General features: G+C 60.8%; 12 protein-coding genes and 2 pseudogenes. 8 read left to right on the forward strand and 6 right to left on the reverse strand.

The window, feature by feature from the left end; all coding sequences use genetic code 11:
• The 3 genes from F758_RS0114540 to F758_RS0114550 all read right to left on the reverse strand — a co-directional run bounded on the left by F758_RS0114540 (position 1) and on the right by F758_RS0114550 (position 2,696).
• A complete protein-coding gene (locus F758_RS0114540; RefSeq protein ID WP_198026493.1) occupies positions 1 to 1,311 on the reverse strand; it encodes an NTP/NDP exchange transporter in 1,311 nt (436 codons plus the stop codon).
• A complete protein-coding gene (locus F758_RS0114545) occupies positions 1,308 to 2,057 on the reverse strand; it encodes an NADPH-dependent F420 reductase (protein ID WP_035722022.1) in 750 nt (249 codons plus the stop codon). Before F758_RS0114545 ends, F758_RS0114540 begins: the two co-directional genes overlap by 4 nt.
• A gap of 324 nt (positions 2,058 to 2,381) precedes the next feature.
• Positions 2,382 to 2,696, reverse strand: a complete 315-nt coding sequence (locus F758_RS0114550; protein ID WP_157450016.1) for a hypothetical protein — start codon at positions 2,694 to 2,696, stop codon at positions 2,382 to 2,384.
• A gap of 403 nt (positions 2,697 to 3,099) precedes the next feature.
• Here F758_RS0114550 and F758_RS43970 point away from each other — a divergent pair, with 403 nt between their 5' ends.
• Complete coding sequence (locus F758_RS43970; protein WP_157450017.1) at positions 3,100 to 4,131, forward strand: lytic transglycosylase domain-containing protein; 1,032 nt, start codon at positions 3,100 to 3,102, stop codon at positions 4,129 to 4,131.
• Positions 4,132 to 4,962: 831 nt separating this feature from the next.
• Here the strand turns inward: F758_RS43970 and F758_RS0114565 are convergent.
• The gene (locus F758_RS0114565) at positions 4,963 to 6,156 is read right to left on the reverse strand and encodes an OpgC domain-containing protein (RefSeq protein WP_024508540.1); all 1,194 of its coding nucleotides are present in this window, start codon (positions 6,154 to 6,156) and stop codon (positions 4,963 to 4,965) included.
• 477 nt (positions 6,157 to 6,633) lie between these two features.
• Positions 6,634 to 6,786, reverse strand: coding sequence for a hypothetical protein (locus F758_RS49580; protein ID WP_157450018.1), 153 nt, complete (start codon positions 6,784 to 6,786; stop codon positions 6,634 to 6,636).
• 323 nt (positions 6,787 to 7,109) lie between these two features.
• Here F758_RS49580 and F758_RS0114575 point away from each other — a divergent pair, with 323 nt between their 5' ends.
• A complete protein-coding gene (locus F758_RS0114575; protein WP_245286507.1) occupies positions 7,110 to 8,033 on the forward strand; it encodes a helix-turn-helix transcriptional regulator in 924 nt (307 codons plus the stop codon).
• A gap of 175 nt (positions 8,034 to 8,208) precedes the next feature.
• Here the strand turns inward: F758_RS0114575 and F758_RS0114580 are convergent, their stop codons facing one another.
• Positions 8,209 to 9,351 (reverse strand): DUF3047 domain-containing protein, encoded by a 1,143-nt coding sequence (locus tag F758_RS0114580; RefSeq protein ID WP_245286498.1) that lies wholly within the window; start codon positions 9,349 to 9,351, stop codon positions 8,209 to 8,211.
• 1,216 nt (positions 9,352 to 10,567) lie between these two features.
• Here F758_RS0114580 and F758_RS47800 point away from each other — a divergent pair.
• The 6 genes and pseudogenes from F758_RS47800 (at position 10,568) to F758_RS0114610 (ending at position 14,049) form a co-directional block, all read left to right on the forward strand.
• Entirely contained in the window at positions 10,568 to 10,789 is a 222-nt protein-coding gene (locus F758_RS47800) for a hypothetical protein (protein WP_084305420.1), read from the forward strand.
• Positions 10,790 to 10,934: 145 nt separating this feature from the next.
• Positions 10,935 to 11,339: pseudogene (locus F758_RS43975) on the forward strand (efflux RND transporter periplasmic adaptor subunit); the annotation flags it as partial.
• Positions 11,318 to 11,542: pseudogene (locus F758_RS0114595) on the forward strand (efflux RND transporter permease subunit); the annotation flags it as partial. The pseudogenes F758_RS43975 and F758_RS0114595, both read left to right, overlap by 22 nt.
• A gap of 202 nt (positions 11,543 to 11,744) precedes the next feature.
• On the forward strand, positions 11,745 to 12,080 hold the full coding sequence (locus F758_RS0114600; RefSeq protein ID WP_035722071.1) for an SUMF1/EgtB/PvdO family nonheme iron enzyme: 336 nt from the start codon (positions 11,745 to 11,747) through the stop codon (positions 12,078 to 12,080).
• Between the two features lie 65 nt (positions 12,081 to 12,145).
• Positions 12,146 to 12,451, forward strand: a complete 306-nt coding sequence (locus F758_RS0114605; protein ID WP_024508546.1) for a hypothetical protein — start codon at positions 12,146 to 12,148, stop codon at positions 12,449 to 12,451.
• Between the two features lie 488 nt (positions 12,452 to 12,939).
• Positions 12,940 to 14,049, forward strand: coding sequence for a transporter substrate-binding domain-containing protein (locus F758_RS0114610; protein WP_024508547.1), 1,110 nt, complete (start codon positions 12,940 to 12,942; stop codon positions 14,047 to 14,049).
• The last annotated feature ends 211 nt before the right edge of the window (positions 14,050 to 14,260 follow it).

Consider the following 14,260-nt stretch of genomic DNA (forward strand, 5'->3'; position numbering starts at 1 on the left):
TCATTCGGATTGCCATCCCGGCGCTCCTTCGTCATCTGTTTTCGCCGCAAGACGCTCCTGCGTTCGCCCCAGCGCAGTTGAGAGAACGAGCCAGCCCACAGTGACGGGCAGCGCGCAGAGCGCGATGGCGCCAAGCTTCAGGCCCAGCACCTGCAGGCTGTCATAGACCCAACCATATAACGCGTCCGAGCCGCGATAGATCACCACGTCGATCAGGTTCTTGGCCTTGTACTTTTCCTCGCGCCCAACCACGGTGAAGAAGACCTGCCGCGCCGGATTTGCGATTGCAAAATTCATCCAGCGTTGCGCGACCTGTAGCGTCACCACGACCGACAGGCTCGGCGCGATCGCCAACGCAGCGAAGCCCACGACATAGATGCCGGGCAAAGCTGCGGCCGAAATGCCCGTGCCGAAGCGCCTGAGAAACGCGGCCGTGGCGAAAACCTGTGTTGCCAGGCTCAAGAGGCCTACGGCCAGATCGATGCCTGCAAACAGGCGGGTTTGCGCCGCCGCGCCGTGCATCGTTGCCGACACGACATTGGCCTGCGCGAAATAGGCAATCGTCGCGCCGAACGAGAGCAAGCTGACCCAGCCGGCCACGCCCAGGAGGTAGGGTGAGCGTAGCAGTTCGGACAAGCCTGCGAACGCGCTGCCGCCAATGCGGTGCCCTCGAGTATCTGCTTCCGTCGACGGCTCCGCCACGCGTTCAATTCGATGCACGCAGAGCACTGCCAGTTCGAGCAAGACAATGGTCACGATCAAGAGGTTGACCGGCCCCAGCGGCCCCGACAGCCAGATTGTGATGATGGGGCCAAGAAGCGCGCCGGCCGTTCCGCCAGCGCCGATGAACCCGAACAACCGCTTGCCCTGTTCCGACGTAAACAGATCGGCCATGAACGACCAGAACACAGCGACCGCGAACAAGTTGAAGACGCTGACCCAGACGAAGAACACGCGCGCCACGATCACTTTTTCGATGTCTAAAAACAGCAACAGCCAAAACAGAACCAGGTTGGCGACAAAGAAGTGGTAGACAATCGGAATGAATCTGACCCGTGGCAATCTCGCCACCAGCGCGCCGTAGACGGGTTGCGCGACGAGCAGGCTGACAAACGTGGCCGTGAACAGCCAGGGTAGGTTTTTGGTCCCGCCCGCAATACCCATCTGATCGCGCAGCGGACGCAGCACGTAGTAGCTGGCAAGCAGGGTGAAGAAATACGCAAACGACCACCACGCCGTCGCCCGTTCGCGCGCGGTACCGGGCACCGTGCGCTGCAACCAGCCCCCGAGAGCCGCTGCGGAAGCCATCATGGTGCCAGCGATAGCTTCTGCCTGAGTTCCGCTGCGCTCGCATTCTGGCCATATCCCGGCGCGCCGCGCTGGAAGCGGCTCGCATCGGCCAGTTTACCGACCTCCACAGGATCAAAGCCGGCATCGCGCACCAGTTGCGCTGCCACCTGGACTGCCTCCTGATCATCGCCCGCAATCGGAACCGCGAGCCTGGGGGCAGGACGGTTCGCTTCGCGTTCAAAGATCGTGTAGGAGAGCGTGTTGAAGGCGCGCACCAGCCGCGCGCCAGGCAGGTATTTTTGCGACGTCACTCCGATGCCACTGCGCTCGACCTCGTCGGCGATGGCGCCGTCACGGCTGGCCACGGCATTGTTGGCGTCGAGCACGATCTTCCCCGCTAGCGATTTGCCGTAATCTTTGCCGATCTGCGGCAGCGCGCCGTAAGGCACTGCTATGAAGACGACGTCGCCAAATGCAATGGCCTGATCGACGGTGCCGGCCTGTGCAAGTGGGCCAAGGCGAGCCACGAGGTCTTGCAATTCCTCGGGATGACGCGATGAAAAGAAGACTGGATGGCCTGCCTTGATCCAGAGGCCACCAATCGTGCCGCCGATATGGCCCGCACCAATCACGCCGATTTTCACCTTGGAACCAGGGCTCGTCTGACCGGATGCGGTCATGGGTTGGAGCACCCTTTGGAGGATGAGTGCTCCTGCAGCGCCCACTAGAGCGCGGCGACGGCGATCAATAGGCACATGCTCCAACATCAGCACACCTATTGCGGATTGCAGGACGTGTCGCTTTCTTTTGTGTCGTTTACCGCGACGGGCGGTATCATAGCACGATAACGCGCGAAACGTCATAAATTGTCGCCTGAAACTGGCGCTCGCACAGAGTTGATCTGTTTGTCTGTTTGCTCCTCGTGTCAGGCGCGGCCACGCATGATGTCTGCTTGCTGAACTCCTCTCGTCTCCGGAGCGTGATGAAACTGAGTTGAGCCGGCATGGCACGTGTCACCTCTGCCCGCTGGTGAGAGGTGTGATCGTCGGATCGATTCAATTCCAGTTCATCTCGTTCTGTGGCCACGGGATTTATTTCGGTGCAGCCGACGGAGCGGTCTTCGGCTCTGTGGGAATGGCCGGCACGTCATCCCTCACGCTACACTGTTCGACGTAAGAGTCTTCGGTCATACCGCGTTTCATCATCGCTTCTCGGTCAGCTCTCCATTCATCCTCGCAATCCTTCAAGATTTTTTCCTTCGAGCTCTGTCCGTTTATTTTGAGTGGCGCGGACGTGGCAGCAGTGACGGCGGTCGCGTTGGGCTTGGCAGTCTGCGCAAATGCGGTGAAATGCAGGATTGCTATTCCAGTAAGCGCCCCACAGACCAAGCATAGATGCTGTTTCATCTTTCGGCTCCCGCGGGCGATAGCTTGTATCGCGAGAAGCTCTTCTAAACGCGTAATCCTGCCTGCAATCATTCCATTTGTGATCCCGCGCGAACCAATGCAGATCGGTCGCGCCTGTTCCTGCCTGGTGACCCCGGGGACTCGTCCCGTCGCTACAGAGCTTGGCCATTGCCGAACGCGATGATGACGCAGGTGTCCGCTTTCAGCGTTACGAAAAAATCCATCGTGGCAACGCACAAAGCCCCGACTGGGGTTGCCTGGCGGACCTACCTGCGCGCCGCGCAAACCCGCGCCTCCGCGAGGTCGGAACGCATGCCGTGTTTCGGTGTTGTGCGTTGCAAAGGTCTCTTACTTTGCCTTCCTCGAAATCCTGATCTTGATCGTCGCGTTCTGGGAGGCACCGATGAGGTTGGCTTCGCACGTACCCGGCCCCGCGAAAGCGATCGTGATGAGATTTGAGGTGAGCAGCGCCCCGCCACCCGGCGGCTTCGGCCGGGCTTCCGACTTCCTCCTGAGACTGCTCCTGTCCACGATGATCGCGGCGATTGGGCCGCCCGCACTCGCGTCGGAGGTCGGCGGTGATCCGGCGGCCGTGCACCAACAGCCCTCTGCTGAAAACCGCCAACCGGGAGAACATCAGGAAACGAAACAAAATGACGGGCCGGAGCAGAACGCTCCATCGTCAGCACCAAGACTCTGTGAGGTGCTCGCCACGGCGGCGACGGCCAACGATCTGCCGGTCGATTTCTTCACCCGTCTGATCTGGCAGGAAAACCGCTTCAAGCCGGACGCGATCAGCCCGAAAGGTGCGCAGGGCATAGCTCAATTCATGCCGACGACCGCAAGATCGAGCGGCCTTGAAAACCCGTTTGATCCGCGCGAAGCGATTGCGAAGTCCGGTGAGCTGCTCGCTGGCCTGCGTCGTGAATTTGGAAATCTCGGCCTTGCGGCAGCGGCGTACAATGCCGCATCGGGACGTGTTCACGATTGGCTTGGGGGAGGGCGGCCGCTTCCGCAGGAAACGCGGGCCTATGTGCGGTTCGTGACCGGTCGCTCTGTCGAGGAATGGGCCGCAGGCCAGACCAACCCGGTTGCGATGACTTCGGTCGAAGTTGTGCCCTGCAATCCGGCGACCTCTATTTTGATTGCGCGTAAGCCGGATGCATTCTCGCCGAGACCTGAAACCATCAAGCCATGGGGCGTGGAAGTGGTCGGCGGGCCGACCCCGGCAAAGGCGCTTGCTCGCTACCGTGAATGGAAGCCGAAATACACGGCGATCGTCGCGGACCGCGAACCGCATGTCGTGATTCGCGGAATCCTGGGCGAGATGGGCGCCGCACGCGTCAGAATTGGTGAAGACACCCAGGGCGAGGCAAAAAAACTATGCGCCGCGCTGATGGCAGCCGGCGCGTATTGCGACGTGCTGCGCAACTGAATGCGAGCCGCTGCCGGTGTGCGAGATCATAGGGGGCTGCATCTCGGGTACGTCTGCTGTCGCAGGTGCAGCGGGCATACTTTGGCTACGCTTCGACGGCAGCTCATGACCCAAGGCGGTCCTCCGCCAGAAGCCAGCCTCACGGCGCGCGTTTGTCGGCGTCTTTACCAGCTCCACCAGCTCCACGCCGGAAGCGTCACCTCTTGAGGCCCAAAGCGTATCACCGGAACTACGGGCGGGCCGTATGGATCGATCCGGTCGTCCTCAGGGCGAAAACGATATCGTGGAACGATATAGGAATCCCAGTAAGGCCTTACCACGGGCACCCTGACGACAAGCCTCGCCCGTGGTTCACGAACGACTTGAGCTGCGGCACTGAGCGTCCCCAGGTCACACAGCACCACGGCCGCTCCGAGAGCGAACGCTACGGTCATTATCTTCATGCCTTGCCTCCTTGCCGCCCAGGCGAGTTGGGCGGCTCAATCTTCCTGGTCACTCATCCGCAATCGGCGCCCCGCCAGGCGATGGCGCAAATAAATCTCCATACGTGCAGGTAGAGAGCTCCTTTGGCCTCTTTGCACACGTGATCTTCTACCGTATGCTACCTGCGAACTCAGCCGACGACGATGTCTTATTTCAGTCTGATTGTCACAATTCTGAATTCTTCGAATTGAAGTTTTTTGATTTCGTGGCGCAAGCAGCGATGAAGCCAAGAGACTTCAGCGAGCACATGTTCACGTTGCAGGGATTTTGCCGCGGCTAGGGTTCGACCGCGGATCGTGATCCGATTCGGACATGGCCGCTACAGGGCAGCGGCCCATTCGCGCAATCCTACTTGTTTGAGAATGTCGCGGTAACGGGCTCAATCGGCTGGGTCCACCGTGGCTGCCGCCCGGGTTTGATGCTGATCGAGTTCAGCAGCGTCGCGGCGACGATCATCACCAGGATTCCGCCAAGACTGAGCATGATCTGCATCGCGAGCCGATCCGAGATGTCGAGCAGCGTCAGATGGCTGGCGAGCGCCAGGAGAACGCCGAGGCAATAAATTGGCAGTGAGTTCTGGCCACAGCACCTCGCGCAGCGCATCACCGGCGTCGATAGCGCTCGCCAATCGTGAGGAACGAACCGTACCGCCACAATTGCAAGAGCCAAAAAATGCAGCAGTCGCAGCGGGCTGAGATTCGATTTGTCCAGCGGGAAAAGCAGCTTCGTCACAGTCTGCGGGACCAGCGGCTCCAGCGGCTTGATAGTCCAACTCAACGTGATGATCAGGCTGAAAACCAGATAGAGAAGGGCAAGCACCAGCGCCGTGCGAGAGGTCAGCGACGGCCGGAATTTGTGCCCCTCGATGACGCACCACAAGCCCAGCACGATCAGAAACTGCCAGGCCAGGGGATTGAAGAACCAGCGGTTGTTGGGCCAGGCGGGAACGCTCCAGCCGAAGACCTGCACGAGCGAATAAAGCAACAGCGAGGCGCCAAGCGTCACGTTTGGTGCTCGCAGCAGCAGCCACAGCAGCGGCGCGAACGAAGCGTGAAAGATCACAAAGACGGGGAGGACGTCGGTGTTGACGGGACGGTATTGCAGGACCGCAGCGTGCGCGAGGGTCGCGCCAGGACGTTCCAACAAAATTCGCGTATTGCTCTCGTCGGCAAGATGATCGCGGCCTGCGAGGTAAACCATGATGGCGCAAGCGAGCGTGAGCAGCAGAAATGCGGCATAAATGTCCCACGCCCTCCGGAGCGAGCGGCCGATCATGCCGCTCCAGCCCTCGCGCTGAGATGCCCTGCCGTAGGCCAGCGCGCAGGTCACGCCCGAGATGAACATGAATACTTCGGCCGCATCGCTGAAGCCGTAGTTCCGCAGTGTCAGCCAGCTTCCGATATTGTTGGGAACATGGTCAAGAAAGATCCACCACAACGCGATGCCGCGGCAGACATCGATCCGCAGGTCGCGGCCAAGCCCCTTGAGCTCCGGCGGTGCGTTGCCGCCCAATGGCTTCGAGCTGTGAGTTCGATCATGCATCTGACTGCCCTGTCCGGCGTGCGCATACGCTCTCGGTCGGACACAGGTCGATGACGCGCTCGCAATGCTCGTGGACTGCGTAGGTACCGAGCAGGTCGCCGACCGAGCGATGGGGTTACGAGTGGTGGCTATGTAGTGGTTGGGGCTTCGTTCGCCGTGGCTCCGTCGCCCCAACGGCTATCCCGATCACCGGGGTCGCCGCCATCCCGATCCGCTCCCAGGCTTTCGTCGCAAACAACCGGGATCAGAAGCTGCTTTCGCATTTCGGCGAGGCGGGCACGGCAATATTCGGTGTAAAGCAGGTCGAATATGGTGGGCATGATCGAACCCTCGCTTGATCATCACCATTGACGTCCTACGCGATAGATTTCGGCCATTTCACCCGCGGCGGAAACAAAATCAAAATTGCCGGAGGGAGTTTGTGTCCGACGAAATCTGATGACGGTGTCGTGCCCAAAGGACGAAACGAAGCCGGTATCAGCGGACATCCAAACGCTGCAGAACCATCTGCGCCGCGGATCGTTGAGTTCGATCAATCGCGAACAACTCAGTAAAGCTGGACTTGCGCTCGCAGCCGCCAGCTATCTTTTTAAAATTGGACCCGATGGCGACAACGAGAAATAGAGCCATCAGGGTCGCCTCCTCTTAAAGGAGATTTTTTCCATCACAATTTTCGTAATCACTATAGACCTAATTTTCTGGGCGCAACGTAAGCCAGTTCACATCAGCATCGGTCACGGGTGAATGAAACTAGCAGGGACATGGTGTAGCTTCTTGGACTTCGGCGCACCGCTCAAGAAAAAGTCGGTACGCGAACTGCAAATTGCAAATACCGCAGTAGATTGTCGCGGTAATTCGTCCGAACGCTTTATCAAGGCTGGAGATTCCCCATGTCTACGGGCGCAGCCGATTTCACATCATGTCAATTCTCGACGCGTGAGCTCCCGGAGAGGATGCGCATCCCTTTGTGGCGCGAGAGCTTTGGGCGGCTCATAGTCCACGTCGATATCGAACCTCTGTCGGACGTTCCGTTTCGAGCTGAAGCAACGCTTCGATCGATCCCGGGTTTGCGCACGCTCGCAGTGAGGGGGTCGTCCATGCGTTTCAAGCGTTCGCAGACGAGCGTTGCTGATGGTGATGACTCGATCGGCCTCATCGTCTGCTCTCCTAGCAGGAGCAGGATGTCGCAGCGGGGCTATGAAATCGAGCTTCGCGCCGGCGATGCAGTCGCAATTCTCCATTCGGAACCCGCCACCGTCACCTATATGCAAGGGCTGCAATTCGGTTTGGCCGTGCCGCACGACGCGCTTGCGCAGCGCGTGACGAACGTCGACACTCTCGCGATGCGGCCGATTTCGCACCGAGCCGAGGCGCTCCGACTTCTCATGACGTATCTGAAGTCGGCATTTAACGAGGGTGCTCTAGCCGTCCCCACGCTGCGCGATGCGGTCCTGACTCACATCCATGATCTGGTAGCGCTCGCAATCGGCGAGTGCGCTCCCTTGGGCGAGAGCAGTGCGAGCGCCGTGGTAGCTGCGCGCCACAGCGCAGTCCTCGACTACATCGCAGCACACTTTCAAGATCCAGAGCTTAGCCTCGAGACAGTCGCCCGCTGTCAGGGCATCTCTCCTCGTTATCTGCAGCGCCTGATGGCGTCATCGGGAAGGTCGTTCACCGGCCGCCTGAATGAACTACGTCTTCAACGGGCGTTCGAACTGCTAACCGAGCTTCAGACCAGCACGCAGCGAATTTCCGACATCGCGCTAGAGGTCGGCTTTTCGGATGTTTCGCATTTCAATCGACTGTTCCGCGCCCGATTCGGCGATTCGCCGCGTGGCGTGCGCAGCGCCGGAAGGGGTAATGGCTGCGCCATGTGACCCCGATCCGCGAGCGCCGCGAAATGCTGTCTTGGTCTTGATTTCGAGCCGTGGAACGGCGGCCGCGCCACGCGCCGTACAACCGTTCGTCAGGGGCTTCAAACCTTGATTTAACCTGGCAAAATAATCCCCTTGCAGGCGGAGTCACCCTGAGCCGGTTCATTCCCGCGTCGTCTCAAAGCTTCTGGGTTTCGGCGCCCGGCTGGGAGAGCTGCATGTCGGCGAAGCGGCACGACCCGCTGCGGCGCTGGAAGAGGGAGACGCCGAGCAGCCAGACGTTTACGATGGACTTGGCCGGGCCGCCGATGTGCTCCTTGTAGTCGGCGTAAACGTCACGCTCGTCGCTGACCCACTTGCCGAGATCGGCAGAACCGCTGCGGACCGCCATGTGCGACTCGAGCGGCGTCCAGCGCGGGATCGGGCAGCGGAACGCCTTGCCGACAGGGAGGCTTGAGCTCCAGAAGTAGGTGAGGTCCTGGCCGTCGTCGAACTCTGCAGCGATGGAGAGATAGTCGTGCGACGTAAGCTGGTCTTCCGGCAATCGCGACGGCAGCTCCTCGACGATCCAACGCCAGCTCAGCTTCGTCTGCGGCTTCAGCTCGATGCCGACGGGGCGCTGCAGAATGCCGGCATTTTTCAGCGGTTCGACGGAAATTGCGCCATTGCCGATATCGTTGAAGATGACCGGGCCGCCGCCCAGCATGAAAAAGTTGTGCCAGCCCGCCGGCAGCTTGCGGGGCGACTGGAGCCGCGCCACTTCCGCAGCGATGATGCCGTCGACATCGCCGTGGCTGAGCAGGCTTGTCAGGCCGGCTAGCGCGCTGTCGCGCCAGACCAGCGCCACGCCGTAGATGTGCGCGTCCGCCTTGGCGTACTCGTCCTTCGGCACCGCCAGTTCGCCGTCCGCATCCTTGAACTCCACGAGTGATCGCGCCATTTCGAGTGGACCGTCGGCGGCGGCGGTCATCGTCCCGGTGTTGCTCATCGGATTGAACATGGGGCGGGCGCCCCGGGTGCGTACGTGAAACGCAACGCCAGGCTCGACCCACAGGTCCTGTTCGCGGGCGAGCCACACGCGGCCGCCGAGCAGGAACGTCACTTCCTGCCCCTTGGCGAGGGTGATCCCGAGATCCTTCCACGGCAACTCGCTGCCGGAGAGATCGAAGACGCGGGCCTCGCGGAGCTCGGGGGATTTGGCCTTGGCGATGAGCGCCGTCACGCCGTCGATGAGTTCCGCGCGGTCGAGAAGGCTTATGGCTGCCATGGCCCTACGATCGAGGACGAGCGTGGCGAGCGGCGCCGTCAGGCCCAGGGCCATGAGCCGTTTCAGCATGTAACGCCGATTGAGTCCGTCTGCACCGTGAGAGCAGCCGGCATGGTGAGGCAACGTGCACAAGTGTTCCTCCCTGGCTATTCTTTCGTGCGTTGCGGAGCGGAGATCCTGCACGCTCAGCAATAGCTCAGAGGGCAGAGGGAAGACTTGAGATGTCTTCCCGGCATCGCCGGGAATATTTCCCGAGGTGACGGAACGGGTCGGCGTGGACAATTGCCGTCCACCAGAATGGCCGCTGGTCCGGGGCTGCCGAGCTAGGTATCGCGTCAAGTCGTCAGCAATCTGGGGTACACCGGCCATCAAACCAATGTAGTCGTCAGGGCAGCCGTTGACCCCGAAGCCGACCGATTTCAACTTAGGGCCATCATCTAATGGCGACCGGCGAGACCATAGTGGCGAATAATCGATCGGGCATTTTCTTCTGCCGAATTTGCCTCACTGTCGAGCACGAGACAGCGGGTGCGCCACGAATAATGCTATTGTCGTGAGTTTCACGTTTTCTTCCTCGTACGCGCGGGTCAATGTCAGAATGCATTCTTAAATTGCGCGAGATAGGCGGGGCTCCCATAGACCCACATGGGCTCGTCACATTGTTGTGGGCCTTGGTCGTTCATGCAGGCGAAGCTCCAGGGCGGAGCCACGATCTCGCGGCCTTCGATCCTGTATCCCTGCAGTCGACTGCCAACTGTCGGTCGAGTGCCGACATGCGCTCGATCGCTGCTCCTGTTGGTTCGCACAAGAGTCGTGGCTTGGGTCGCGAAAGATGACGCAAGCAGTAGCGCCGCCAGTAGGTATGTGATCTTCAACGTTGGCTTCCTTGATTGAGCCTCGCACGAACGGAGGTATGTGCGTTTCCGAAAGGAAGACCGAGATTGGAGTCCGGATATTTCCCAATCACGCAAACGTTTGGCAGCTTAGCTATCTGTCTCCATGAGGCGGACATCGCATTCGTTCACGGCAGGGCCGCACCACTTCTGTATCGGCGAGACTACGGCGGATAGCAGCGATGCCATCGCCGCCTGCCAGCGCCGTTGCTCAGCCTCGATGCAGCAGCGCGAGGTGTGATCGGCGCTCCGCGCAGCGGGCGCAGAAGATCGCGCTTCGTTGAAAGTGCGTGATGAAATATTTCCCAAGGCCGGCCGCTCTTCACAATAAGGAGCCGAGCGCTTCCTTGGCTTCTGTCACCATATTGGAGAGACAAATGACCAAAGTGACCTTCGTGTCGGCCGCGTTGATCGCAGCCGCCGTATTCACGACGCAGGCCATGGCTGCTCGCAGCGATGTCGCGGCGCGGCACGCCACGGCCAAGGCCCATCCGGGCGTTATGGACTGTATGCGGGCTCCAAATGTCGGCGCGTTTGCTTCGGATCCCTATACTGTACCTCCCTGCATGCCCAATACCGCTCCTGGTACATTCCAATAGCGACAAAGAGTCGGGCTGGCAGACCTCGCCAGCCCGATTGCGTGGAATGCACGCCTGTCGATGCTTAAATTTTTTCGGCCGCACCGCGGCGTGCACGCTGCGCCCCATCGCGCCAACCGCAAGCAGGCCAGTGTGGCGATTCTTCTCCTATCTCGCTTCGATCGGAATCAGCGAGACCCAGACGGCGCTGGCGCGCGTGGTGCTGCCGAACGCCGACGCACGGCTCCGGCCCGGTCTGTTCGTGGGCGCGCGGCTCGTCCTGGCCGCGCGCAATGTTCCGGTGGCCGTTCGGGCAGGCGCCATCCAGACTCTTGAGAACAGGACGATCGTCTTCGTCCGCGAGGAGGGCGACAAGATAGAGGCCCGGCCGGTCGAACTCGGCGAGTCGGACCCGAACTTCGTGGAGATCAAGGCCGGGCTGTCAGCCGGCGAGCGCTACGTCGCCGAGAAGAGCTTTCTGGTAAAGGCGGAGATGGGCAAGGGAGAAGGCTCGTTCGTGGCGGATGCGCAGGATGCCGTTGCCCACATCGTAAAGCTCCCGGCCGGATGACGGCGCTCGTCGCCTCGCTCGGCTTTGTGCCGATGGCGATTGCGACCGGCGCCGGCGCTGAGGTGCAGCGGCCTCTGGCCACGGTGGTCATCGGCGGCATCATCTCCTCGACGGTGCTGACGCTCCTGGTGCTGCCGGCGTTGTATGTTCTTTTCCGAAAGGATTCTCCCATCTCCTATGAGGCCGAGGAGAGCAGATTGTGATTTGGTCGACGGACTGGGGCGAGAGGCTTCCGGTTGGTGCTAGCCGACCGGCAGAATGCATAGGTTGCGAATAGGTCAGTGCCTACGTCATTTAATCTGCTTGCTTACCTAGGGTAGTACGCCTAGCCTGACACCCCGTCAGGCGGAGCAAAGGTTTCGAGGACTATTCTTCGACGCGGCCCAACGGATGCGGGACGTCGCGATGCCGCAACCAAGTATCGAGCGTAGCAGGCAGCCAAACGGTGCACTGCCTCGGGACATGGTCTGGAGTCCCGGCAGCAGCTTCCGCCTGGATTCCGACCGTCGCTGTGCGGCACAGGCGACCTCTCACCGCGTGCGCGTGAACGACTTCTGGATCGATCTTACACCGGTGACCGACCGGAAGTGCAAGGCACCCGTCGAGGCGACCGCCTGCACAACGACGGCGCAGATCCCGTCGGACCCGAAAGATTGTCCCAGCGCACTGTCGGAGATGACGGGAGCCGGCTCGCTCGTCCTCTTGCGGCGGCGCATCGCAGATCTCGATGATTGGAGCTGATTGCGGACCTTCATGAAGGGGCCGACCGGAAGGATTCTGATGGCGTGGAGAAAGGGAGAAGGTTCATGTCAGCAACTATCGTCAATCTCATCATCCAGCTTATTGCCGGCGCGATCGGCGGCAATGCCGCGGGCGCGTCGATGAAGAACCTGGATCTCGGCCTGCTAGGCAACAGCATCGCCGGCGCGATCGGTGGGGCAGGCGGCGGGACAATTCTCACTGCGTTGCTGCCGGTTCTGCAGGGCACGGTCGATAATGTCGATATCGGCGCGCTGGTCGGCCAGGCGGTCGGCGGCGGTGTCGCCGGCGCGATCCTTACGGCGATCATTGGTCTGATCAAGAACACCATGGGCCGCCAACCCGCGCGGTGAGATAAACCGGCGGGAATGAAAACCGCGGGCGTACCGCAATCGGAACGCGACCAGAAACTAATCGCGCGGGGTTGCGCCTGACGAGAGCATGATCAGCTCAGTTCGAAGCGAACACCCAACTCTCACCGTCACCCTGAGCTGCCGCCGCGGAGACTATTATCGGCCCGCGCTTCGCGTGGACCCGGTGGCTCGCGCCTCCAGCGACAAACGGCAAAGCCGTTTGCGCGGGGATGTCGGTTTGAGAAAAGGCCGCTAAGAGGTCGATTGGCAAGGCGGTGCTATCCAGCCCTGGAGAGGTCGGGAGGCGAGTACTCATTCGGCTCGCCGCACGGCGGTGCGCGCCGACCACATTTCCGCGCCGGTCATCAGTATCCTCGATTCGAGAACTGAAACTACACGATCCCTCTCGACGGCCCGCCCGACGAAATTCTCAGCGGCACCTGGAAGTTCGCGAGGGCGCAGGCGGTGAACTGACTATTGGCTATGGCATGAAGCGCTATCTTCGATCTGCATCGATCGCGGTCATACTTGTTCTGACCCTGGTCCTGGTTCTATCGACGCTCCTGCAGGCAGCCGCGCTGGAGGGCGAAGCCCAAAATCGCGAGCTCGTTGTCGGCACCAAGGAGGCGCCGCCCTTTGCGATGAAGGACAAGAATGGAAACTGGGAAGGAATAAGCATCGAACTCTGGCGTCGCATTGCCGGCAAGCTCGGATTGCAATATCGGTTCGCGGAGGCTGCCTCGGTCCCATCACTGCTGGATGGCGTCCGCGCCGGGGATTTTGATGTGGCCGTGGCTGCCATTACCGTGACACCCGCGCGCGAACAGCAGGTCGATTTCACGACGCCTTACTTCCACACCGGAACCGGCGTTGCGGTGGAGCCTGACCGAATCGCAAGCTGGATGCCCGTCGTGCGTTCGATCACCTCCTACAGCTTCATGCAGGCGATAGGCGCCTTGCTTGGGTTGGCTCTCCTTGCAGGCGTCCTGATCTGGCTGTTCGAACGCCGCAACAATGAGGGATTTGGCGGCGGCGTGGTGCGCGGTCTTAGTTCAGGCGTGTTTTGGTCGGCCAACGCGATGACGCAGCGGGTCGATGCCAGCATCATTCCGGTCACGCTGGCCGGGCGGATCATCGCCGTGATCTGGATGGTGGTGTCGGTGATCGCGATTGCGGTGTTCACGGCCGGCATCACCTCGACACTGACGACGAAGCGCCTGCATGGCATGGTGAACAGCGTTGGCGATCTTTCCGCCGTGCGCGTCGGCATCGTGAAGGGCACCGCGACGGAGGACGCGCTGTCGCGGATGCGCGTTAAATACAGGACGGTTGCGTCGCCCAAAGAGGGATTCGAGGCCCTGCGAAAGGGAACGATCGACGCATTTGCCTATGATCGGCCCATCCTGGCCTGGATGATCCGCCAGGGTGGCTTGTCCGCGGATCTTAGCGAGGTGAGGTTTGAGCCGCAGGACTATGCGATCGCACTGCGCAGCGACAGCCCATTGCGAAAGGAACTGAATGTCGAACTGCTCGAGGCGGAACAGTCGGACTGGTGGAAAGACGTTCTATTTCGATATCTGGGTCAGACAACGAATTAGTCGCCAAGGCGAGACAGCGTCGGCCACGGGCGCGCCGGAGGCGTGGGTCAGAAACGCCCTTTTAACCTTGTCGTCCATCGGATTTTCCTTTCGGTCTAGAGGCATGAGTTCATTGCTGGCGCGCCCTTAAAAGACTGCGCCCTACATCTGCTTGCAGCGGTCACTATCGTTACGAGCTGGCTCGTCGCTTCGCGCGCTCGTGGAAGATCGA

It is taken from the genome of Bradyrhizobium sp. ARR65 (genome assembly GCF_000472385.1).
In the GTDB taxonomy this organism is placed as follows: domain Bacteria; phylum Pseudomonadota; class Alphaproteobacteria; order Rhizobiales; family Xanthobacteraceae; genus Bradyrhizobium.